At 57.4% G+C, this 19,989-nt stretch carries 21 protein-coding genes; 15 read left to right on the plus strand and 6 right to left on the minus strand.

The features are described from left to right. Positions 1-53: 53 nt before the first annotated feature. The gene (locus tag J7412_RS08615) at positions 54-1,505 is read right to left on the minus strand and encodes a pentapeptide repeat-containing protein (protein WP_209078262.1); all 1,452 of its coding nucleotides are present in this window, start codon (positions 1,503-1,505) and stop codon (positions 54-56) included. Positions 1,506-1,688: 183 nt separating this feature from the next. On the opposite strand from J7412_RS08615, the gene yajC reads away from it, so the two are divergent. The 11 genes from yajC to J7412_RS08670 all read left to right on the plus strand — a co-directional run bounded on the left by yajC (position 1,689) and on the right by J7412_RS08670 (position 9,924). After that, complete coding sequence (gene yajC, locus J7412_RS08620; protein ID WP_209060364.1) at positions 1,689-1,973, plus strand: preprotein translocase subunit YajC; 285 nt, start codon at positions 1,689-1,691, stop codon at positions 1,971-1,973. 42 nt (positions 1,974-2,015) lie between these two features. Then, positions 2,016-3,677: a protein translocase subunit SecD gene (gene secD / locus J7412_RS08625; RefSeq protein WP_209078263.1), complete on the plus strand. Its 1,662-nt coding sequence runs from the start codon at positions 2,016-2,018 to the stop codon at positions 3,675-3,677. A gap of 3 nt (positions 3,678-3,680) precedes the next feature. Beyond that, positions 3,681-4,649 (plus strand): protein translocase subunit SecF, encoded by a 969-nt coding sequence (gene secF / locus J7412_RS08630; protein ID WP_209078264.1) that lies wholly within the window; start codon positions 3,681-3,683, stop codon positions 4,647-4,649. Further along, positions 4,642-5,409 (plus strand): TSUP family transporter, encoded by a 768-nt coding sequence (locus J7412_RS08635; protein ID WP_209078265.1) that lies wholly within the window; start codon positions 4,642-4,644, stop codon positions 5,407-5,409. The genes secF and J7412_RS08635 overlap by 8 nt, the downstream gene beginning before the upstream one ends. Positions 5,410-5,421: 12 nt before the next feature. Next, positions 5,422-5,775, plus strand: coding sequence for an Mth938-like domain-containing protein (locus tag J7412_RS08640; protein WP_209078266.1), 354 nt, complete (start codon positions 5,422-5,424; stop codon positions 5,773-5,775). Between the two features lie 174 nt (positions 5,776-5,949). Next, positions 5,950-6,570 carry a heme ABC exporter ATP-binding protein CcmA gene (gene ccmA, locus J7412_RS08645; RefSeq protein WP_209078267.1) on the plus strand — a complete coding sequence of 207 codons (621 nt, stop codon included), beginning with the start codon at positions 5,950-5,952 and terminating at the stop codon, positions 6,568-6,570. After that, a complete protein-coding gene (gene ccmB / locus J7412_RS08650; protein WP_209078268.1) occupies positions 6,567-7,223 on the plus strand; it encodes a heme exporter protein CcmB in 657 nt (218 codons plus the stop codon). Before ccmA ends, ccmB begins: the two co-directional genes overlap by 4 nt. A 90-nt stretch (positions 7,224-7,313) precedes the next feature. Further along, entirely contained in the window at positions 7,314-8,066 is a 753-nt protein-coding gene (locus J7412_RS08655; protein ID WP_209078269.1) for a heme ABC transporter permease, read from the plus strand. Then, entirely contained in the window at positions 8,063-8,221 is a 159-nt protein-coding gene (gene ccmD / locus J7412_RS08660) for a heme exporter protein CcmD (RefSeq protein ID WP_209060353.1), read from the plus strand. The genes J7412_RS08655 and ccmD overlap by 4 nt, the downstream gene beginning before the upstream one ends. 13 nt (positions 8,222-8,234) lie before the next feature. Beyond that, complete coding sequence (locus tag J7412_RS08665; RefSeq protein ID WP_209078350.1) at positions 8,235-8,747, plus strand: DsbE family thiol:disulfide interchange protein; 513 nt, start codon at positions 8,235-8,237, stop codon at positions 8,745-8,747. Between the two features lie 142 nt (positions 8,748-8,889). Further along, positions 8,890-9,924, plus strand: a complete 1,035-nt coding sequence (locus J7412_RS08670; RefSeq protein WP_209078270.1) for a hypothetical protein — start codon at positions 8,890-8,892, stop codon at positions 9,922-9,924. A 42-nt stretch (positions 9,925-9,966) separates the two neighbouring features. Here J7412_RS08670 and acnA read toward each other — a convergent pair whose 3' ends face one another. Further along, complete coding sequence (acnA, locus tag J7412_RS08675) at positions 9,967-12,654, minus strand: aconitate hydratase AcnA (RefSeq protein ID WP_209078271.1); 2,688 nt, start codon at positions 12,652-12,654, stop codon at positions 9,967-9,969. A gap of 254 nt (positions 12,655-12,908) precedes the next feature. Here acnA and J7412_RS08680 point away from each other — a divergent pair, with 254 nt between their 5' ends. Beyond that, on the plus strand, positions 12,909-13,526 hold the full coding sequence (locus tag J7412_RS08680; RefSeq protein WP_348540483.1) for a DUF1223 domain-containing protein: 618 nt from the start codon (positions 12,909-12,911) through the stop codon (positions 13,524-13,526). 31 nt (positions 13,527-13,557) lie between these two features. On the opposite strand, the gene J7412_RS08685 is transcribed toward J7412_RS08680, so the two are convergent. The 3 genes from J7412_RS08685 to purB form a co-directional block, all read right to left on the minus strand. Further along, on the minus strand, positions 13,558-14,637 hold the full coding sequence (locus J7412_RS08685) for a FliG C-terminal domain-containing protein (protein WP_247743811.1): 1,080 nt from the start codon (positions 14,635-14,637) through the stop codon (positions 13,558-13,560). 180 nt (positions 14,638-14,817) lie between these two features. After that, complete coding sequence (locus J7412_RS08690) at positions 14,818-15,357, minus strand: tetratricopeptide repeat protein (RefSeq protein WP_247738633.1); 540 nt, start codon at positions 15,355-15,357, stop codon at positions 14,818-14,820. Between the two features lie 147 nt (positions 15,358-15,504). After that, positions 15,505-16,809, minus strand: a complete 1,305-nt coding sequence (gene purB, locus J7412_RS08695; RefSeq protein ID WP_209078274.1) for an adenylosuccinate lyase — start codon at positions 16,807-16,809, stop codon at positions 15,505-15,507. 148 nt (positions 16,810-16,957) lie between these two features. On the opposite strand from purB, the gene J7412_RS08700 reads away from it, so the two are divergent. Next, positions 16,958-17,515, plus strand: a complete 558-nt coding sequence (locus J7412_RS08700) for a hypothetical protein (protein WP_209078275.1) — start codon at positions 16,958-16,960, stop codon at positions 17,513-17,515. A 12-nt stretch (positions 17,516-17,527) separates the two neighbouring features. Next, on the plus strand, positions 17,528-17,839 hold the full coding sequence (locus J7412_RS08705) for a hypothetical protein (protein WP_209060336.1): 312 nt from the start codon (positions 17,528-17,530) through the stop codon (positions 17,837-17,839). Here the strand turns inward: J7412_RS08705 and J7412_RS08710 are convergent. Then, on the minus strand, positions 17,836-19,071 hold the full coding sequence (locus tag J7412_RS08710; RefSeq protein ID WP_209078276.1) for an alpha/beta fold hydrolase: 1,236 nt from the start codon (positions 19,069-19,071) through the stop codon (positions 17,836-17,838). The two genes, J7412_RS08705 and J7412_RS08710, sit on opposite strands and share 4 nt — an antisense overlap. 176 nt (positions 19,072-19,247) lie before the next feature. Between J7412_RS08710 and J7412_RS08715 the strand changes: the two genes are divergently transcribed. Further along, a complete protein-coding gene (locus J7412_RS08715) occupies positions 19,248-19,988 on the plus strand; it encodes a DUF3445 domain-containing protein (RefSeq protein WP_209078277.1) in 741 nt (246 codons plus the stop codon). Position 19,989: the final 1 nt, after the last annotated feature.

Raw genomic sequence — 19,989 nt, forward strand, 5'->3', positions numbered from 1 at the left:
GATTCACAGTGCCGCCTATATGCCGGAGCGGCGGCGCGAGGGGAAGCGTTGTGTTAGGAGTAGACTACAACAGGTATTTGGATGTTTAACTCTGCCGCCCAAGCACGCCATTGGTCATGAAACATTTGGGGTTCGAGTGTCTCTTTGGGCCAATGTTGCGGCCAAGGTGTATTTGGCAAGAGGATGGTGTCACCATCCGAGAAAATTCCGTGTAGGTGGGATTTCAAATTTGGAATGCTCAGAAGGTTCAAGAATTTGAAAGAGGAACCTACGAAATGCGCATCAATTACGCTCGTTAATTCGTCAAATTGGCATCCTGATAATATTGTTCTGCCAAAGTATGTTTGCTCGAGATCTGCCCCTTTAAGGTTGACAACCGACATGTTTACATCAAACAAAGTAGCGTTTTTGAGACATGCGTCCTGCAAGTCCGCGCGATGCAGGTTTGTATCCTTTAAATAGGCTCCGGAGAGATCAGTACCTCTCAAATTTGCTCCAACAAAATCAACTGCAATTAGTTGCGACTTGCGAAGACTGGATAGCTCAAGCGATGCTCCGCTGAATGATGACAAATGTAGACTGGCGCAACTTAGGTCTGACTCGTGCAATTTTATAAGACTCAAATTTGTTGCCTCCAAACTTGCACCTTTAAAACTAGTATATTCAAACTGCAGACTGGTTAGATCCATTGCCTGCAGATTCGCACCGGTTAGGTCAATCTCAAGTGTGTCTAGGATGTCTCTTCCGATCGTTGTCGCCAGCCGCCCTAAGACCTGAACTGCATTCTGCATATCAGATCTCGGAGCCTCCAGTGTGTCGGCCCAAGTTCGCAAAACTTCAATATCCTCGTCGGGTGGCGTTTTTGCTGGATGAGTTTTTGATAGTTCACGGACATAAACGCTTAGAAGTCGTGAAACGCGAGCGGCTTCTTTAGGTTGCTCGCGCACCAAGCCTTCGAGACGGTCAATCGCCGCATTCCGGCGAACAATATCGTCTTCCCAAAGGGTCTCCCATTTGCGTGCACCAACCTTTTTTGACACCTGCCGCTGTGCATGCAAATCCGCCGCAGCCTCAGTGATCTTGTCATTAAACAGAGCGGCCTTTGCAGTCTCCGTCTGCTCTTGCGTCAGCTTCAGGCGCAGCACGGTAAAAGGCAGCGCCACAGCTGCGCCCAATGTCGCTGTCAAAGCCGCCAGCTGGATCAGCGGAAAGCGGTTGGCGGTGAAATCCTCTGCAAAAAACAATTGATGCACAATCATGCCAATGGTGGCGATCAGCCCGCCAAACAGGCAAAGCGCCAATACCGCCCAGAACATCGCCACGACGACAAACCATTTTGCAGGCCAGCGCTTTGCGCCAAGCGCCTCTTGCAACCGCGCAAACGTCGTTTCTTTCCCGCTGTCTGTTCGGGGCAGGGCCAAAAAGATCACGACTGCGGCAATCATGCTGCTCACAAATGCCGCTAGAAACTGGAAATCCTCTGTGGTGAGGGTGATCGTCGTCATGCCTGCCTCTGCTCGTAATGCATTTTCACACTAGGGTTGCGTCAATCACACGTCCACCCGACAAACGGCAGTGATGCATCCTGCATTTCCCATCATCTCGCCTTGCATGTGCCGCAAAGCCCACATAGGTTCCCTGCGACTTTGCGGGGCAACGCCTCGCCTGAATTTAGAGGACATAGACACATGCAAGAACTCGGCCAGTTTCTGCCGCTCATCCTGATCTTCGCGATCATGTATTTTCTGCTCATCCGCCCGCAGCAGAAGAAAGTTAAAGAGCATCAGGCCATGGTGGCTGGGGTGCGCCGTGGGGATCAGATCGTGACCCAGGGCGGGCTGATCGGCAAGGTGTCCAAGGTCAAGGACGACAATGAAGTTGAAGTCGAGCTGGCTGAAAACGTGAAAGTCCGTGTGGTGAAATCCACCATCGCGCAGGTGCTGGCGAAGACCGAAGCGGCCAAAGCCGAATAAACCCGCGCACTTATAAAAGACACGACCAACAGGGCTGCAAACATGCTGCAAATCGACCTTTGGAAACGGGTCCTGATCTGGCTCACCTGTGCGGTGGGCCTGCTCTTGGCCACGCCAAATGCCTTTTATCCGAAGGTTGAGGCCCATAATGACGCGCTCGCCGCTATGGAATTCGGCGAGCTGAATGACGAGCTTGAGGAGGCGGTCGCGGCGTGGCCGTCGTTCATGCCAAGCCGTCTGGTGAACCTTGGTCTGGATTTGCGCGGTGGTGCGCATCTTCTGGCGGAAGTGAAGGTTCAGGACGTCTATGAAAGCCGCATGAAAGCGATGTGGCCCGAGGTGCGCGACCTGTTGCGCGGCGAGCGGGCCACCATCGGCACCATCCGTCTGCAGCCTTCGCCTGTGGATGAGCTGCGCGTAAAAATCTCCAAGCCTGAAGCCATTCAGGAAGCCGCTACGCTGGTGCGCGGCCTGTCCCGTCCGGTGACCTCGATCACCGGGGCAGGGGCTTCTGACATTGTGGTGCGCACCGATGGTGACACCATTGTTGTGACGCTTTCTGATGCGGAGAAGCTCGCCACAGACGAGCGTACCGTGCAGCAGGCGCTGGAAATCATCCGTCGCCGGATTGACGAGGTGGGCACACGCGAGCCGACCATTCAGCGTCAGGGTGCGGACCGTATTCTCATTCAGGTGCCCGGCATTGGCTCGGCCTCTGAGCTGAAAGATATCATCGGCACCACCGCACAGCTGACATTTAACCCGGTTGTGGGCCGTGTCTCTGATCCGGACGCCCCTGCGGGCGTGGGCAACGAGGTGCTGCCGTCGCTGGATGAAGAGGGCGTTTACTACATCGTGGAAAGCGCGCCTGTTGTGACCGGTGAAGAGCTGGTGGATGCACAGCCAAGCTTTGACCAGAACAACCGCCCCGCCGTTTCTTTCCGCTTCAACCCGACCGGCGCGCGCAAATTTGGCAACTACACTGCTGACAACATCGGCAGCCCGTTTGCCATTGTGCTTGATAACGAAGTGATCTCCGCGCCAGTCATTCAGGCCCATATCGCGGGCGGCTCCGGCATCATCACCGGCCGTTTCACCGTCGAAGAAAGCACCAACCTTGCCGTGCTGCTGCGCGCAGGCGCTCTGCCGGCTGGTCTGGAGTTCCTCGAAGAACGCACCATCGGCCCGGAGCTTGGCCAGGACAGCATCGAGGCAGGCCGGATCGCCTGTATCGTCGCCTTTGTCGCCGTGCTGGTCTTCATGTTCCTGAGCTACGGCACCTTTGGTCTCTTTGCCAATATCGCGCTGATCATCAACGTGGGCCTGATCTTTGGCCTGCTGAGCCTGATCGGCGCCACGCTGACCCTGCCGGGCATTGCCGGGATCGTGCTGACCATCGGTATGGCGGTGGACGCCAACGTGCTGGTGTTTGAGCGTATCCGCGAAGAGCTGAAATCGGCCAAAGGCCCGGCCCGCGCCATCGAGCTTGGCTATGAAAAGGCGCTTTCGGCCATTCTGGACGCCAACATCACCACATTTATCACCGCTGTGATCCTCTTTGCCGTGGGCTCCGGCCCGGTACGCGGCTTTGCCATCACACTGGGGCTTGGCATTCTCACCTCCGTCTTCACCGCGATCTTTGTGACGCGTGTGATGATTGTGATGTGGTTTGAGCGCCGCCGTCCCAAGACAATCGAGGTATAAGCCATGCGTTTGAGACTGGTTCCCCAAGAAACCAAATGGGATTTCTTCTCGCGTCCAACCCTGTGGCTGGGCATTTCCAGCGCGCTGATGGTGGCGGCTCTGGTCAGCTTCTTTATTCAGGGGCTGAACTTCGGCATCGACTTCCGGGGCGGCACAACCATCCGCACCGAGAGTGCGCAGGAAGTGGTTGTTGGCGACTACCGCGAGGCGCTGGTGCCGTTGGAGCTGGGCGATATCTCGATCACCGAGGTGTTTGACCCGACCTTTGACGAAGATCAGCATGTCACTATGATCCGCATTCAGGCTCAGGAGGGCGAAGAAGCGGTAACCGCAGATGTGATCGAGCGCGTTGAGGCACAGCTGAAAACCGTGGTGTCTGATATCAAGTTTGTATCCGTTGAATCCGTTGGCCCGAAGGTCTCCGGTGAACTGATCAAAACAGCGGCGATTGCAGTGCTGTTGGCGATTGGCGCGGTTCTGATCTACATCTGGCTGCGCTTTGAGTGGCAGTTTGCCTTGGGCGCTGTGGCCGCGCTTGTGCACGATGTGGTGCTGACCATCGGGGTGTTTTCCGAGTTGCAGATCAAGTTTGACCTCGCCATCATCGCGGCGTTGCTGACCATTGTGGGCTATTCGCTGAACGACACCGTGGTTGTGTTTGACCGCGTTCGTGAAAACCTGCGCAAGTACAAAAAGATGGAGCTGAAAGAGGTTCTCAACATCTCCATCAATGAGACCCTCAGCCGCACGATGATGACTTCTGTCACCACGCTGCTGGCGCTGATCTCTCTGTTTGTGCTGGGTGGCGACGTGATCCGGGGCTTCGTCTTCGCAATGATCTGGGGTGTGATTGTCGGTACATACAGCTCGATCTTTATCGCCTCTGCCGTGCTTCTGAAGCTCGGTGTGAAGCGCGACTGGTCCAAGCCGGATAATACCGCTGGCAACCAATTCGCCAATATTGATGCATGACATCCTGACCCAGGCCCTCGCTCTTGACGGGTTGGCCTGGGTCGCCGCTGCCGCCTTTGTGGCGGGCATTGTGCGCGGGTTTGCCGGATTTGGTACCGCTCTGATTTACCTCCCTATCGCTGCGCAAGTCATGCCGCCCCTCTGGGCGATCATCACGCTGGCGGGCATGGATATCCTAGCACCTGCTGTTCACATCCCTGCCGCGCTGCGCAATGGGCACCGCCGGGATCTTCTGCGTCTGATGATCGGCGTGGTGCTGCTTATGCCCGCCGGGCTCTGGCTATTGGAGCGCACAGAGCCTGATGTGTACCGCTATCTGGTCTCGCTCTTGGCGCTCGCCATGCTGGTCGTCTTGCTGACCGGGTTTCGCTATCGCGGCGCTGTTACAGCCCCCATGGTCTATGGCATTGGCGGGGCCGGTGGATTGCTGGGTGGTGCCGCGGGGCTACCGGGACCGCCGGTGATCATGTTTTATATGGCCAGCCCGCATGGCCCTACAGTGATCCGCGCGAATACCAACGCCTATCTGTTTTTCTACGATATCCTGCTTGTTGTGGTGCTCATTTGCCTGAGCCGGTTTGAAGCCGCGCCCTTTGTGCTTGGCATCTTGCTGTCGCTTCCGGCGATGGCTGGCAATCTCTTGGGAGGCTGGCTCTTTGATCCGCGCCATGAGAAACTTTACCGGGCTGTGGCCTATCTGATTATCGCTGCCGCTGCATTGTCCGGTTTGCCATTTTTGAACGCGGGCGGGGGGCATTAGGAGGAGAAGATCATGCAAATGACAGAAGTGACCTATGCGGACGCCATCCCGATAGACAGCTATGGCCCCGGGTTCTTCCGCATCGGCGGAGAGGTGATCGAAGGCGGGGCTGTGATCCATGCCAAAGGCGCGCGCAGCTGGGCAGGCTATGAGGATGCGCAGGCGGTGTTGGCGCTGGCGGAAGAGATCGATTTCATCCTGATGGGCACGGGTCCTGACATGGCACCGGTTCCAGCCGCCTTTCGCGAGACGCTGGAAGCGGCGGGCATCGGCGTGGAACCGATGGCGTCACCGTCTGCCTGCCGGACCTACAATGTTCTGGTGAGCGAGGGACGCCGTGTTGCGGCCGTCCTGCTGCCGGTCTGAGGGCCGTGGCGGGGCGTGCAACGTACGGTGCGTTTACATCTGCGCTGAGCGCGGGAACCGAAAACAACACCACCGCGATACAGACGCAATACCGACGCGATACAGACAGGCGATTTTGACTGCGTCAAAAGGTTACTCTTTTGCCATCGCAGAAAAGCGGTTAGATGCAGCGTCATGACTTTGCGCGTAAAAGATGTCAGCGTGGCGCGTGGTGGCGTGGCCGTTCTGGAAGGGCTGTCCTTTGAGGTGACACCCGGCAAAGGGCTGATTCTGAAAGGTCCCAATGGCGTCGGCAAGACCACGCTCTTGCGCACGGTTGCCGGATTGCAGCCACCTTTCAAAGGCACCGTTGAAGCGCCGGAAGAAAGCATTGCCTATGCGGCCCACAGCGATGGTTTGAAGGCCATGCTAACGGTTGAGGAAAATCTCAGGTTCTGGGCGGAAGTCTTTGGTAAGTCTGATATTTCTGCTGCTATCGAAGGATTTGATCTGGTCGAGTTGCAAGGCCGTCTTGCAGGCAGCCTGTCAGCCGGACAAAAGCGCCGCCTCGGGCTTGCACGCCTGTTGGTGACAGGGCGTCCGATCTGGATTTTGGATGAACCCACCGTATCGCTAGACACCGCCTCTGTGGCGCTCTTTGCCAAGGCGGTGGAACGGCATCTGGCCAGCGGCGGCAGCGCGCTTTTGGCGACGCACATCGATCTTGGCCTGTCCGTGGACGTGCTGGATGTCGGCCCCTTCCGCGCAACTGCGCGTGAGGGCGCTATCGCAGGTTATGATGAGGCCTTCTTATGAGAGCACTTCTCCTGCGGGATCTGAAACTGGCCTTCCGCGCCGGTGGCGGCTTTGGCCTTGGTATCGCTTTTTTCCTTATTGTTGTGATACTTGTGCCGTTCTCTGTTGGCCCGGAAAGCGGCCTTTTGACCAAGATTGCACCCGGTATTCTGTGGCTCGGTGCGCTGCTGGCGTGCCTTCTGTCCCTTGACCGTATTCTGGCGCTTGACTGGGAAGACGGCACTCTGGATCTGGTGGCCACATCACCTCTGCCGCTTGAGGCTGTGGTCTCCGTCAAGGCGCTGGCCCACTGGCTCACCACAGGGGTTCCGCTTGTGGTCGCTGCGCCGCTCTTTGGGGTACTGCTGAATCTGCCATCTCAAGGATACATCTGGCTCGTCACATCGCTGGCTCTGGGCACGCCAGCCTTGAGTGTGATTGGCACCTTTGGGGCCGCGCTGACGGTGGGGATCAAACGCGGTGGGCTGCTGCTTTCTCTTTTGATTTTACCACTTTACGTGCCAACCCTGATCTTTGGTGCAGAGCTGGCGCGCCGGGGCGCTGAGGGGCAGGCTGTGACCACACCGCTGTTGATGCTGGCGGGGATCACCTTCGGTGTCATCGCACTTTTGCCTTTTGCCAGTGCGGCAGTATTGCGTGTTAATCTGCGATAGCGCTTAGGGTATTTAATCCATATCAAAGCACCTGTGATGCTCTCATGGAAGTGAGGTGCAAAACACGGCACAGAAAGTTAGGACGACCTCATGGGATCGATCTGGGAATATGCCAATCCGGTGAAATTCAGCCAAACCGTTTCGCGGTTTCTGGCACCTGTTGCCATCGTGGCTGGCGCCTGTCTGGTGGTTGGCCTGATCTGGGGCTTTTTCTTTACGCCGGATGACTTTCGTCAAGGCTCCACTGTGAAGATCATCTATCTGCATGTGCCCTCAGCGCTAATGGCGATTAATGCGTGGTTCATGATGCTGGTCACCTCGCTAATCTGGCTGGTGCGCCGCCACCATGTAAGCGCCCTCGCGGCCAAGGCGGCAGCGCCCATTGGCATGGTGATGACGGTGATTGCATTGCTGACAGGCGCGATCTGGGGGCAGCCGATGTGGGGCACATGGTGGGCCTGGGATCCGCGTCTGACCTCTTTCCTCATCCTGTTTCTGTTTTATCTTGGCTATATCGCCCTTTGGGAAGCAATTGATGATCCTGACACCGCCGCAGATCTGACGTCTGTCTTGTGCATCGTGGGATCGGTTTTTGCCGTGCTCAGCCGGTATGCTGTGAACTTCTGGAACCAGGGTTTGCATCAGGGGGCGTCGTTTGCACGGGTTGAGGCTGTCACGGGCGCGGACACCACGGAGAAAGTCTCTAACATCTTCTTTTACCCGTTGCTGATGTGCATTGCCGGGTTTGTTTTGCTGTTTGTTGCGCTCGTGCTGCTGCGCACGCGCACGGAAATTCACAAGCGCCGCACACGCGCGCTTTTGGCACGGGAGCGCTTGGCATGATGCCGGATCTTGGAAAATACGCTGACACGGTGCTGTCGTCTTATGCGGTGTCGCTGCTGTTGATCGCCGGTCTTGTGTGGCTCAGCATCCGTGCGGCTCGCAAAGCCCGAGCGGATCTGGATCAGGTGGAGGCGCGTCGCAATGAGCGCTCGTAAAGTCTCCCCGTTGATGTTTTTGCCGCCCTTGCTGTTTGCGGGGCTTGCGGCGCTGTTCCTGATCGGGATGCAACGCCAGAACCCTGATGAGCTGCCAAGTGCATTGGTGGGCCAGCAGGCGCCCTCTGCGGAAATGACGCCGCTGGGCGACAAGCCCATGTGGGATGACGCAGCGCTGCGCAGTGGCAAGCCAACTCTGGTGAACTTCTGGGCCAGCTGGTGCGGCCCTTGCCGTGTGGAACATCCCAATCTGGAACAACTTCAATCTGAAGGGCTCACCATCCTTGGTGCGAACTATAAGGATGTGCAGGGCAACGCTTTGTCTTTCCTGGATGAACTGGGTGATCCCTATGAGGCGGTTGGTGCGGACACGGCGGGACGTATGGCGCTGAACTGGGGTGTGTATGGCGTGCCGGAGACCTATCTGATTGATGGACAGGGCAATGTTGTTCTGCGTATTGCAGGGCCGGTCACGCAGCGCGAGTTGGACGAGCGGCTGCGGCCCGCGCTGGACAGTTTGAAGTAATCACTCAGCTTGAAAACTCTTTAAGAAGCCCATGCCAGCCGGTGTGGGCTTTGCTCGTTTTGGGGGCGTCATTTGGAGATCACATCAATCTGGTCTACCAAAGAAGAGATTGTTTTGAGTGATTTCTTGTGGAGTAAGCGTGATGCGTTTTGCCGCCTATAATATCGAACATTTTGACCGCGCCTTTACCAATCAGAACGTGCCTGAGCCGGATCATAAGCGTCAGAAAAAGGATCCTCTGCCGCAGATAGAGGCGGTGGGGACGGTGCTTTCAGAGATTGACGCGGATTTGATCGGGATCACAGAGGCCCCCAACACGGCAAGCAGCGCAAATGCCGTAAAATCCACCGTGGCCTGTCTTGAGGCTTTCGCAGCGCAGGCAGGCCTACGCGCGCGCAAATGTGTGTTCGGCTTTAACGCCGGCACTCAGGAAATTGCGGTGCTCTATGATCCGGACAGTCTCGATGTGACGCACAAACCTAGCGGCACCGCCGGCAGCAAAAAGAGCCCCAGGTTTGATGAGCCGTTTTTATATGATGCGGATGAGGATGGGCTGCAGGAGCTGCACAAGCATGATCGACCACCCTTGGAAGTACATGTAGAGCGCAAGGATGGCGGCGCACCGATGGATCTGTTTGTGGTGCATGCCAAATCCAAGGGCATCTTCAACAGTCTCGATTTGGTGCATCTGGAGCGCACGTCGCGCAGGAACCGCCTGCGTCTGTTCGCTCAGGCGGCCTCCATCCGGGAGCGTGTTGACCGGCTGATGGTCGATGATGCGCGGGTGATGGTGATGGGGGATATCAATGATGGTCCGGGCATGGATGAGCATGAGGCGAAATTTGGCCGCTCCGCCGTTGAGATCATCATGGGAGATCTGTTTGAGCCGGAGAAAATTCTGCGTTGTTACGCCGGGCGGCCAAAATGGAAGCGGTTTGGCTGGGAGCCGTCCACCACGCGGTTTTTTGACCAGATCACCGAAGACCCGATCAACGCGATGATTGATCTGATCATGACCAGCCAATCTATTAAACCGGCGGGTGACGACGCCTACAGGATTTGGAACCCTTATGAAATGTGGACGAAGAAACAGCGCGAGGCGACTGAAAACAAAGCTCTTTTTGAGGCGTTGACTTCGGCAAGTGATCACTTCCCGGTCAGTTTTGATTTTGACTGATGTGGACTAAGGCCCCTTTGGCGGGGCCTTGTTCGTTTTGTTTCAAGCCTTGGCGAGGTTGCGCAGCACATAGTGCAGCACACCACCGTGTTCGATGTATTCAATCTCCGGTGCGGTATCGATCCGGCATTTCAGCGTGATGGTTTTCTCTGTGCCGTCCGCATAAGTGATGTCGCACGGCACCTCTTGCAGCGGCTCAACGCTGTCCAATCCGGTGATTGTCACGCTCTCTTCGCCGGTCAGACCAAGTGTCTTGCGGGTGTCCCCCCCGGTGAATTCAAAGGGGATCACGCCCATTCCCACCAGATTTGAGCGGTGGATGCGCTCAAAGCTCTCGGCGATGACCGCCTTCACGCCCAGCAGGGCCGTGCCTTTCGCCGCCCAGTCGCGGGACGATCCGGCACCATACTGTGCGCCGCCAAATACCACCAAAGGTGTGCCATTGGCCTGATAGGCCATCGCGGCCGCATAGACCGAAGTTTGCGCACCGTCTGGGCCTTTGGTGTAGCCGCCTTCGACCCCATCGAGCATCTCGTTTTTGATACGGATGTTGGCGAAAGTGCCCCGCATCATGATCTCATGGTTGCCCCGGCGCGAGCCGTAGGAGTTGAAGTCCCGCGGCGCGACTTGGCGGTCGGTCAGATAGGTGCCTGCCGGGGTGGACTGCGCAAAGGATCCTGCGGGGGAGATATGGTCCGTTGTGACCATGTCACCGAGCATCAACAGAACTTTCGCGCCTTCAATATTGCTGATGGTGCCGGGCTCCGGCCCCATGCCTTGGAAGTAAGGTGGGTTTTGGATGTAGGTGGACGTTGCAGGCCAGTCATAGGTTTCCTGTTGTGGCACCTCGACGCCCTGCCATTTTTCATCCCCTTTGAAGACATCGGCATATTTGGATTGAAATGCCTCGCGGGTCACCGTTTGTTGCACGAGGTCGGCAATCTCCTGTGTGGAGGGCCAGATGTCTTTGAGGAAGACGTCGTTTCCGTTCTGGTCCTGCCCAAGAGGATCGGAGGTCAGGTTGATGTCGAGCGTCCCGGCGATGGCGTAGGCCACCACAAGGGGCGGGGAGGCAAGATAGTTGGCGCGCACATCGGGGCTGATGCGGCCCTCAAAGTTTCGGTTGCCGGACAGCACTGAGGTTGCCACCAGATCCCCTTCGGCAATGGCGTCGCTGATCTCTTTTTGGATTGGACCGGAGTTGCCAATACAGGTGGTGCAGCCATAGCCCACAAGGTTAAAGCCAAGCGCGTCGAGATCCTTTTGCAGATCGGCGGCTTCCAGATAGGCCGATACGACCTGAGATCCGGGCGCAAGCGAGGTCTTCACCCAAGGCTTGCGGTTCAGGCCCAGAGCGGCGGCCTTGCGCGCCACAAGCCCTGCGCCGATCATCACGTAAGGGTTGGAGGTGTTGGTACAGGAGGTGATGGAGGCAATCACAACCTTGCCGCTTTCCATCATGTAGCCTTCGCCTGCAACGGCCACCTCTTTGCCCATTGGGCGCTTGAAGGTCTCCTCCATTTTGCGGCGGAAGGCGGTCTTGCCATCGCTAAGCGCGATATAGTCCTGTGGCCGTTTCGGGCCGGAGATTGCTGGCACAATCGTGCCCATATCCAGATGCAAAGTGTCGGTGTAGATCGGCGCATAGTTTTCATCACGCCAGAAGCCGTTTTCTTTGGCATAGGCCTCCACCAGCGCGATGCGGTCTTCGTCGCGGCCGGTGTTGGTGAGGTAGCGCAGGGTTTCGCCGTCAATCGGGAAGAAGCCGCAGGTTGCGCCATATTCCGGCGCCATATTGGCAATCGTAGCACGGTCCGCCAGGGGCAGGCGGTCCAGCCCGTCGCCGTAGAACTCCACAAATTTGCCGACCACGCCTTTCTCGCGAAGCATTTCCACGACCTTCAGCACAAGATCAGTGCCGGTGGTGCCTTCCATCATTTCGCCGGTCAGCTCAAAGCCGATGACCTCCGGGATCAGCATGGAAATCGGTTGACCGAGCATCGCGGCCTCAGCCTCGATGCCGCCAACGCCCCAGCCCAGAACCGCTGCGCCATTGACCATGGTGGTGTGGCTGTCTGTGCCAACCAATGTGTCCGGATAGGCGACTTCATCGCCGTTCTGGTCCATATCGGTCCAGACCGTCTGAGCGAGATATTCGAGGTTCACCTGATGACAAATCCCGGTGCCCGGTGGCACGACGCGGAAATTGTCAAAGGCGGTTTGCCCCCATTTCAGGAAGGTGTAGCGCTCCATGTTGCGCTCATATTCCCGGTCGACATTCATCTGAAACGCGCGGGGATTGCCAAATTCGTCAATCATCACGGAGTGGTCGATCACCAGATCAACAGGCACCAGCGGGTTGATTTTGGAGGCGGAGCCTTTGAGGCCGACAATGCCGTCGCGCATCGCAGCAAGGTCAACAACCGCAGGCACGCCGGTGAAGTCCTGCATGAGCACGCGGGCAGGGCGGTACGCAATCTCACGTGGGTTTTGCCCGCCATTTTCAGCCCATTTACCAAAGGCTTTGATGTCGTCGGTTGAAACAGAAAAGCCGCCGTCCTCAAATCGCAGCAGGTTTTCCAGCACCACTTTGAGGGCTGCGGGCAATCTGGAGAAATTGCCAAATCCGGCGTCCTGAGCGGCGGGGATTGAGTAAAATGAAATCGATTTTCCGTTAACCGAAAGTGTCTTACGTGCCTTGGCGTTGTCTTGTCCGACAGTGATGGGCATGTTGGCCTCCCTTTCAACATTATACAGGGGTTCGCTACACAAATTTGTGGCCCATGTGCGACAGGCGTTCAAGCTTGCCGCGAGGTTCACCGGCTTCTCGCGAAACCTTGATTGGCAAGTCAGTCCGTCGCGGCGTAGTAATGTTGCTGGGAAACGCGAAGGGGATAACTGAGACGATGATCCGGACAACAGGCATAATAGCGACACTTTGGCTTTCACTTGCATCCGTTGTTGCTGCAGGAGAGCAACCTGTTGTGGTTGAACTATACACCTCGCAGGGATGTTCCTCTTGTCCGCCTGCTGATGCCTATTTGCGCGACCAGTTGGCCGCGCGGGAGGATGTGATCGCGCTCGCGCTGCATGTGGACTATTGGGATTACATCGGCTGGAAAGACGAGTTCGCCAATCCGGCGTTCACCCAGCGCCAGCACAGCTATGCGCGTGCTGCTGGCCATCGCTCGGTCTATACGCCGCAGATGATCATCAACGGGCAGGACCATGTTGTCGGCGCACACCCCAATAAGGTGGAAAAGCTGATTGAGGCGCATAAAGCGGTCTCTTCTCAGGTGGATCTGGATGTGACACGTGATGGGGATGCGATCAGCATCACTGCCTCAACAGACCTCAGCACACCTATGAATGTGCATGTGGTCCAGTATCGCTCGGCTGAGAAAGTCTCCATCAAACGGGGCGAAAATGCCGGTCGCGTCCTGACCTACGCCAATATCGTGGACAATTGGGAACAAGTGCGCCGCTGGACGGGACAAAGTGATCTGGCGATGCGCGTCACTGTTGAGGGCGACGCTCCCGTTGTGGTGCTCATTCAACGTGAAAACGGCGGCCCCATCGAAGCCGCCGCGCGCGTAAAATAACAGACACTCAGGATGACGTTGGGGAGGATGATTAATCCTCGTCGTCATCCTCGTCGCTGATCAGCTCAATTTCGCCAAGTTCCACCAGCTCGCGCACGCCTGTCGTGATCTCCGACATGGCGGCCTCTGCCTCTTTGGTTTTCACTTCGCCGCGGTCGTTGACACCTTCGCGCAGCTGATCCGCCATACGTGCGGACATGTTATTGAGGATAAACTCCGTGGAGACGCCAAATTCGCCCTCGGTGGCATAAGCCATTGCAGTGATTAGGCTGCCCTCGTCGAGATCGCGCACCAGACGGGGGATATCCAGCGGCTTCACGCGGGTTGCGATATGCGCATATGTGAAGATGCGTCTGCGCACGGCCACGGCAAATTCCGCATCCTGTTCGTCCAGCGATTCCAGCACGTTATCGCGTGTCGCAGTGGTTGCATTGTTGAGGATCGCGCCTAGGCGGTCTTCGGGGCCTTGTTTGAAGGCTTTGGGCGGGCGGTCTTCGATTTGGCAAGCCAGGGTCAGGCCGATGCGGTCCACCGCCTCAGGCGTGATGCTTTCGGTCATCGACATGGCGAATGTGATGCGGCGGGCCTTGTCGCCAGCCAGTTTGGCCAGAACGGTCGCGGCCTTGTCGACCGGGAGCTTTGACATCAGGACAGCGGAGACCTCGATGCTCTCGCTGTCGACCATATTGATCAGCTCCGGCACGGAGAGTTCCTTGATGCGTGACCATGGGTTGCCGATCATGCGCACGCCAGCCTCTTTGCGCAGGCGCGCTTCGGTCAGCGGGCTGATCTGGCCCTGAAGCACGCTGAGCGCGCCGGAAATACCATTCGGGAAAGAGAGACCGATGGATTCGAGTTCCTGCGCAAATTCCATCAGGACCTCGGCAAGGGTGTCACGGTCGATGTAGCCCATGTCGCCCATCATGTAGGTCAGATCTGCCTGATGATTGTCTGACAGTTCAGCCAGTGACAGCTCGGCACCCTCATTGAGCAGAAAACGCACGATGATGGCTGCCTTTTGCGGGCGGGTGAGATTGGTTTTGCGCATGCTGCCAAAGCTGGGCATGTCAGCGGCACCACCAAACGGCGCCAGAGGAATCGCACTGCTCATCAATGTCTCCATAGGTCTTAGGCTGCAATGTCCCATTCAACCCTAAAGAAACTCTGAACAACTTACTTAAAGCACCTCGGTTTTTTCCCAAGATTTGAGAACGCCGAGGTGCACCAAGACCAATGGAGGTCGCAACGGATTTTTGAGGCAAACGTGGAGACACGTTTGCCTCATATCGTATCAGTAGTTGAACGTGTCGCCGCTCTGGATGGCTTTGGCCAATGCGATCTCTGGCCAGCTGCCTTCGCCGCCACGGTCACGGATCTCTTTCAACTGCACACGCGCCAGATCAAGGCGACCGGCTTCGACGTGAGCCTGACCCATGTAGGAGCGTGCCAGGATGTTGTCTGGGTTCTTTGCCAGCGCTTTGTTGTAGTAGCGCATGCCTTCATCCACATTGCCCAGACGGCGATGGGTGAAACCCCAGTAGGTCAGAACGCGGTCGGCGTTTTGATCTGACATCATCGCCAGCAGTTCCTGTGCCGCCGCGTTTTCACCGGCGTAGGCGAGGCTGCGCAGGTTTTCAAAATAGTCCTCGTCGGTCAGCGAGCTGTCTTGCTGCACAACGCATTTGCCAGCGCTTTCGCTGTATACCTTGCCGCTGCTGCAATGCACGGTTTTGGGTTTGGGTGTAGAAGAACCGCTCCCTGCGGCCCAAACAGGTCCAGCCACGGCAAAAACGGCGAGTGACGCGACTGCGAAGGATTTGACCAACATCATTCTTTCTCCAAAAAATCTCTGTGCTTAGCAATACGCTAGCACGTGGTATTAAGATGTCGTAATCACAGGGCTGTCAGTTCAAATAAAATTCAAAAAAGGCGCAGCCATGGGCCACGCCTTTGTGATTTTTAGGTGATTTCTGTTGTCTTAGTCTTTGAAAACACGCGCGAAAATTGTGTCGACGTGTTTGGTATGATAACCCATATCAAATTTCTCTTTGATACCGTCCTCACCCAGTGCCGCCACAACATCAGCGTCCGCCAGAAGCTGTTCCTGAAAGTCCACGCGCTCTTCCCAGACCTTCAGAGCGTTGCGCTGTACCATGGCATAGGCGTCTTCACGGCTGACACCCGCTTGGGTCAGAGCCAGAAGCACACGCTGAGACATCACCAGGCCCGGGAACTTGTTCATGTTCGCCAGCATGTTTTCCGGGAAGATCAGCATTTTGTCGACCACACCGGCCAGACGGTTCAGCGCGAAGTCGAGAGTGACGGTCGCATCAGGGCCAATGCCGCGCTCGACCGAGGAGTGGGAGATGTCACGCTCATGCCAGAGCGCCACGTTTTCCATAGCCGGGATGACAGTCATGCGCACCAGACGGGCCAGACCAGTCAGGTTTTCGGTCAGAACCGGGTTCTTCTTGTGCGGCATTGCGGAGGAGCCTTTTTGGCCCATGGAGAAGAACTCCGCGCCTTCCAGCACCTCGGTACGCTGCATGTGGCGGATTTCCACGGCGATGTTTTCAATGGAGCTGGCGATCACGCCGAGTGTGGCAAAGAACATGGCGTGGCGGTCGCGTGGGATCACCTGTGTGGAGATCGGCTCTGGTGAGAGGCCGAGCTGTTCACATACGTGCTCTTCCACGGCCGGGTCGATGTTGGCAAAGGTGCCAACCGCGCCGGAGATCGCGCCGGTGGCGATTTCTTCACGCGCCTGCTGCAGACGGGCCTTGTTGCGGTCCATTTCGGCATAGAAGCGGGCAAAGGTCAGACCCATGGTGGTGGGCTCTGCGTGGATACCGTGGGAGCGGCCCACGCGCAGGGTGTCTTTGTGCTCAAACGCGCGCTTTTTCAATGCGGCCAGCACTTTGTCCATGTCGGCGAGCAGGATGTCTGCGGCACGTAACAGCTGTACGTTCAGGCAGGTGTCCAGAACATCCGAGGAGGTCATGCCCTGATGCACAAAGCGGGCTTCTTCGGAGCCAACATGCTCTGCCAGGTGGGTCAGGAAGGCGATCACATCGTGTTTGGTGACGGCTTCGATTTCGTCGATGCGGGCGACATCAAATTCGACGTCTTTGGCTTTCCAGACGGCATCCGCGTTTTCCTGCGGGATCACGCCCAATTTGGCTTGCGCGTCACAGGCGTGCGCCTCGATTTCGTACCAGATGCGGAACTTGGTTTCAGGCGACCAAACGGCGACCATCTCGGGGCGGGCATAACGCGGGATCATATCTCAGCCTTGTTTGTTAGCGTGGGGTCGAGCGTCGTTTAGACGTCAGAGCGCAAAACAGCAAGGGACGTGGTTTTGCGATGCGCATTTAGCTTGTAATTGCAGCGCACTAAGTGTCCTATTACGCGAAATTTTGATGGAGGCATTTATGAAAGCTTGGTCCAGCCTTGTTGCCTGTGCTGCGGCGGGCGCGTTGTCCTTGCTGCCGCAGGTTGCACTTTCCGACACAGAGGTTGTCTATGCAGACGCCGGGCGCAACGTGTTTGAAGTCACTGTGCCTGATTTTTGGACATTGCGCGTGGGCGGGGCACGGGAAATCACACCGTCAGACGATGACGCACTGCGCCCGATTGCGCGTGTCTTTGGATTGTCGCCTGAGCTGGAGAATGGCGTTTGGATTGGTTTGATGTCGCCGCCGCAGCTGCGCGGGCTTGAAGACGCCAAGGACTATGCGCAGAGCCTCAGCGGACAGCTTGCCAAAACCACCGAGATCACCGGCACAGAAAGCCGCGAGATCGCGGGCTATCCAGCCTTTGTCGTTGAGGGCACGGGCCGCCGCGATGGGCGCCCTGTGCATTTCACTGCGGCTGTTCTGGAGTTGCCGCGCGATCGCGTGGTTGTTGGGTTGACCGTGCTTGAGAAAGGGTATGACACCAGCGCTCTGAGCGATGTGAATGCCATTTTGCAATCCATTCGCGCGCGCTGAGAGAGGTTTGACATGACAAAGAAACGCTCTTTGAAAATGATTGCCGGCCTCGGTTTGGCGGGGATGCTTCTGGCGGCTTGTGAAGGTGGCGGTGGCTATGTCAGCACCGGAGTCTATTACGACAGCATGTTGTGGAACGACTACTACTACCACGACCATCCAGATCGCCCTGACAGGCCGGACCGGCCAGAGCGCCCTGATCGTCCAGAACGCCCGGTTCATCCGATTGCACCTGCGCCGCCTGTGGCCCGGCCACCAGTGGCGCGCCCACCGGTGGCTCGACCTCCGGTTGCGCGCCCGCCTGTGGGACGGCCGCGACGCTAAGTTGCTGCAGCCAAAGCCGGTTCTGCCAACGTTGTGCGCACGAGTGAGGATTGTTCCAGCGTGCGGTGCACCGGGCAGCGGTCAGCGATTTCCAGGAGCCGCTGGCGCTGTTCGGCGCTGAGGTCGCCCTGAAGGTGGATGGTTCGGGAGAACGTATCCACCTTTTGACCGGCCGGAGCCTCGGCGTCTCGCGCATGGACCTTGTCGTGGCTGACGTCGACCCAAACATGGGTGAGGGGCCAGTCTTTGCGCCGCGCATACATGCGGATGGTCATCGAGGTGCAGGCACCCAATCCGGCGGAGAGGAACCCATAAGGCGTCATGCCTTGGTTGGTGCCGCCGTAGGCCAGTGGCTCATCCGCAAGTGCGTGATGTGCAGGCCCTGCATTCACGTCCTGCAAAAAGCCGTTTGGATCAGCTTCTGCAACGCGCACGATGCCTTCAGGCGCACCGGGCGGCGGGGCAGGCGGGCGCAGCTGCAGATAGCGCCCTGCCCAGGAGGAGATCACTTCGGCCGCATATTCCGCGTCTTTGGGATCGGAGATCAGGTGATCTGCGTCGTCCAGTGTCACAAAGCTCTTGGGGTGTTTGGCCGCCTCAAAAATACGCGCAGCATTTTCGATGCCCACTGTGCTGTCACGTGGCGCATGCAGCACCAGAAGCGCCTGATTGAGTTCGCGAATACAGGGGGCGATGTTCTGCGCGGAGATGTCCTCCAGAAACGCTTTGGTGATCTGGAAAGGACGCCCCGCAAGGCTGACCTCGGCTTGGCCTTGCTGGTCAATCTCGGTGACCGCATCGCCAAATTGGTGGCTGACATGTTCGGGTTCAAACGGGGCGCCCAAGGTGACGACAGCTTTGGAGCTGGCAATCCGCGTGGCAGCCTTGAGAACGGCCGCACCGCCCAGGCTGTGACCGATCAGCAGGCTTGGCGCCATTCCGCGGCTTTCCAGATAGGCCGCTGCCGCTTCAAGATCTGCGACGTTGGAGGAGAAATGCGTGTTGGCAAACTCCCCTTCTGAATGTCCGAGGCCGGTAAAATCAAACCGCAAGACCGCAATGCCCATCGCAGCAAGACGCGAGGCGATGCGGCGGGCGGCTGGGATGTCTTTGGAACAGGTGAAACAATGGGCAAACAGGGCTGTGGCCAGATGTGGGCCGTCAGGCAAATCAAGGCGGGCGGCAAGCTGATCGCCACCGTGGCCGGGGAAGGTGATGCGTTCGATTGGCATGTGGTATCTCCAGAGAGCAGTTGCCTTTCAATGTGTGGGCGCAAAGCCGCCTGTAAAAGGAAGATTTCGTTTGGTCACAGGAAGGTGACTTTGTGCGAGCGAACAATTTCGGTGCCCAGCCGACGGAGGGTGATTTTGAGCGTGCTTCCGAGCTTGTGATTGGATAGCAAGACGCCATGCAACCTATTCTACAGAAACAGATTCCTTATGACGCGCTGGCGCAGAAGCCCCTGCCTGGTATTGCGCCGCTTGAGCCTGCGGACTGGCTGATTTTTGATGACGCTTATGCGGCGCAGATGGCTTTGCGCTGCGCTCTTTTGAAACAACGCCCGGATGATGTGGCTTGCCTTGCGCCTGAGGCTTTGCCCGCCGCGCAGGAGGCCTTGCGCGTTGTGCGGGATAGCCTATCGCAGCGCGAGGGTTTTGGTGTTTCTGAAACAGTGGTTGTTTGTCCGGATGGGCGCGAGGTGACGTTGGACTGGAGCCAGCCTCTGATGAGCCTTGGCCAGATCATTCAGGAGGACATCTGTCTGCTGCAAAAACAGGGAGAGGAGCATGTGCTCACCGGCGCGGTGCTTTGTTTTCCTGCGAGCTGGACTTTGGCGGAGAAGTTTCAGAAACCGCTGATCGATATCCATATTCCAGTGGGGGAATATGACGCCAACATTGCGAAACGCGTGCAGCGTTTGTTTGATGGCGTGCGCGCCGGGCGTCCGCTGTGGCGTAAGAATGCGCTGTGGTATGACGATCCCACGTTGTTTACGCCGCGCTCAGAAAACGCGCCACGCGATCCGGTGCCGGTAAAAACAGGGGCGTATCTGCGCTCAGAACGTCAGAGCATCCTGCGCCTGCCTCAGAGCGATGCGGTGATATTCTCAATCCACACCTTTGTGGTGCGGCGCGAAGATATCCTTTAGC

The sequence above is a fragment of the Shimia sp. R9_3 genome, from assembly GCF_017743755.1.
Classification (GTDB): domain Bacteria; phylum Pseudomonadota; class Alphaproteobacteria; order Rhodobacterales; family Rhodobacteraceae; genus Shimia.

Bases quoted from the DNA above. Each gene is read 5' to 3' on its own strand.
- J7412_RS08615 (WP_209078262.1), bottom strand. From the start codon at position 1,505: ATGACGACGATCACCCTCACCACAGAGGATTTCCAGTTTCTAGCGGCA.
- yajC (WP_209060364.1), top strand. From the start codon at position 1,689: ATGCAAGAACTCGGCCAGTTTCTGCCGCTCATCCTGATCTTCGCGATC.
- secD (WP_209078263.1), top strand. From the start codon at position 2,016: ATGCTGCAAATCGACCTTTGGAAACGGGTCCTGATCTGGCTCACCTGT.
- secF (WP_209078264.1), top strand. From the start codon at position 3,681: ATGCGTTTGAGACTGGTTCCCCAAGAAACCAAATGGGATTTCTTCTCG.
- J7412_RS08635 (WP_209078265.1), top strand. From the start codon at position 4,642: ATGCATGACATCCTGACCCAGGCCCTCGCTCTTGACGGGTTGGCCTGG.
- J7412_RS08640 (WP_209078266.1), top strand. From the start codon at position 5,422: ATGCAAATGACAGAAGTGACCTATGCGGACGCCATCCCGATAGACAGC.
- ccmA (WP_209078267.1), top strand. From the start codon at position 5,950: ATGACTTTGCGCGTAAAAGATGTCAGCGTGGCGCGTGGTGGCGTGGCC.
- ccmB (WP_209078268.1), top strand. From the start codon at position 6,567: ATGAGAGCACTTCTCCTGCGGGATCTGAAACTGGCCTTCCGCGCCGGT.
- J7412_RS08655 (WP_209078269.1), top strand. From the start codon at position 7,314: ATGGGATCGATCTGGGAATATGCCAATCCGGTGAAATTCAGCCAAACC.
- ccmD (WP_209060353.1), top strand. From the start codon at position 8,063: ATGATGCCGGATCTTGGAAAATACGCTGACACGGTGCTGTCGTCTTAT.
- J7412_RS08665 (WP_209078350.1), top strand. From the start codon at position 8,235: ATGTTTTTGCCGCCCTTGCTGTTTGCGGGGCTTGCGGCGCTGTTCCTG.
- J7412_RS08670 (WP_209078270.1), top strand. From the start codon at position 8,890: ATGCGTTTTGCCGCCTATAATATCGAACATTTTGACCGCGCCTTTACC.
- acnA (WP_209078271.1), bottom strand. From the start codon at position 12,654: ATGCCCATCACTGTCGGACAAGACAACGCCAAGGCACGTAAGACACTT.
- J7412_RS08685 (WP_247743811.1), bottom strand. From the start codon at position 14,637: ATGAGCAGTGCGATTCCTCTGGCGCCGTTTGGTGGTGCCGCTGACATG.
- J7412_RS08690 (WP_247738633.1), bottom strand. From the start codon at position 15,357: ATGATGTTGGTCAAATCCTTCGCAGTCGCGTCACTCGCCGTTTTTGCC.
- purB (WP_209078274.1), bottom strand. From the start codon at position 16,809: ATGATCCCGCGTTATGCCCGCCCCGAGATGGTCGCCGTTTGGTCGCCT.
- J7412_RS08700 (WP_209078275.1), top strand. From the start codon at position 16,958: ATGAAAGCTTGGTCCAGCCTTGTTGCCTGTGCTGCGGCGGGCGCGTTG.
- J7412_RS08705 (WP_209060336.1), top strand. From the start codon at position 17,528: ATGACAAAGAAACGCTCTTTGAAAATGATTGCCGGCCTCGGTTTGGCG.
- J7412_RS08710 (WP_209078276.1), bottom strand. From the start codon at position 19,071: ATGCCAATCGAACGCATCACCTTCCCCGGCCACGGTGGCGATCAGCTT.
- J7412_RS08715 (WP_209078277.1), top strand. From the start codon at position 19,248: ATGCAACCTATTCTACAGAAACAGATTCCTTATGACGCGCTGGCGCAG.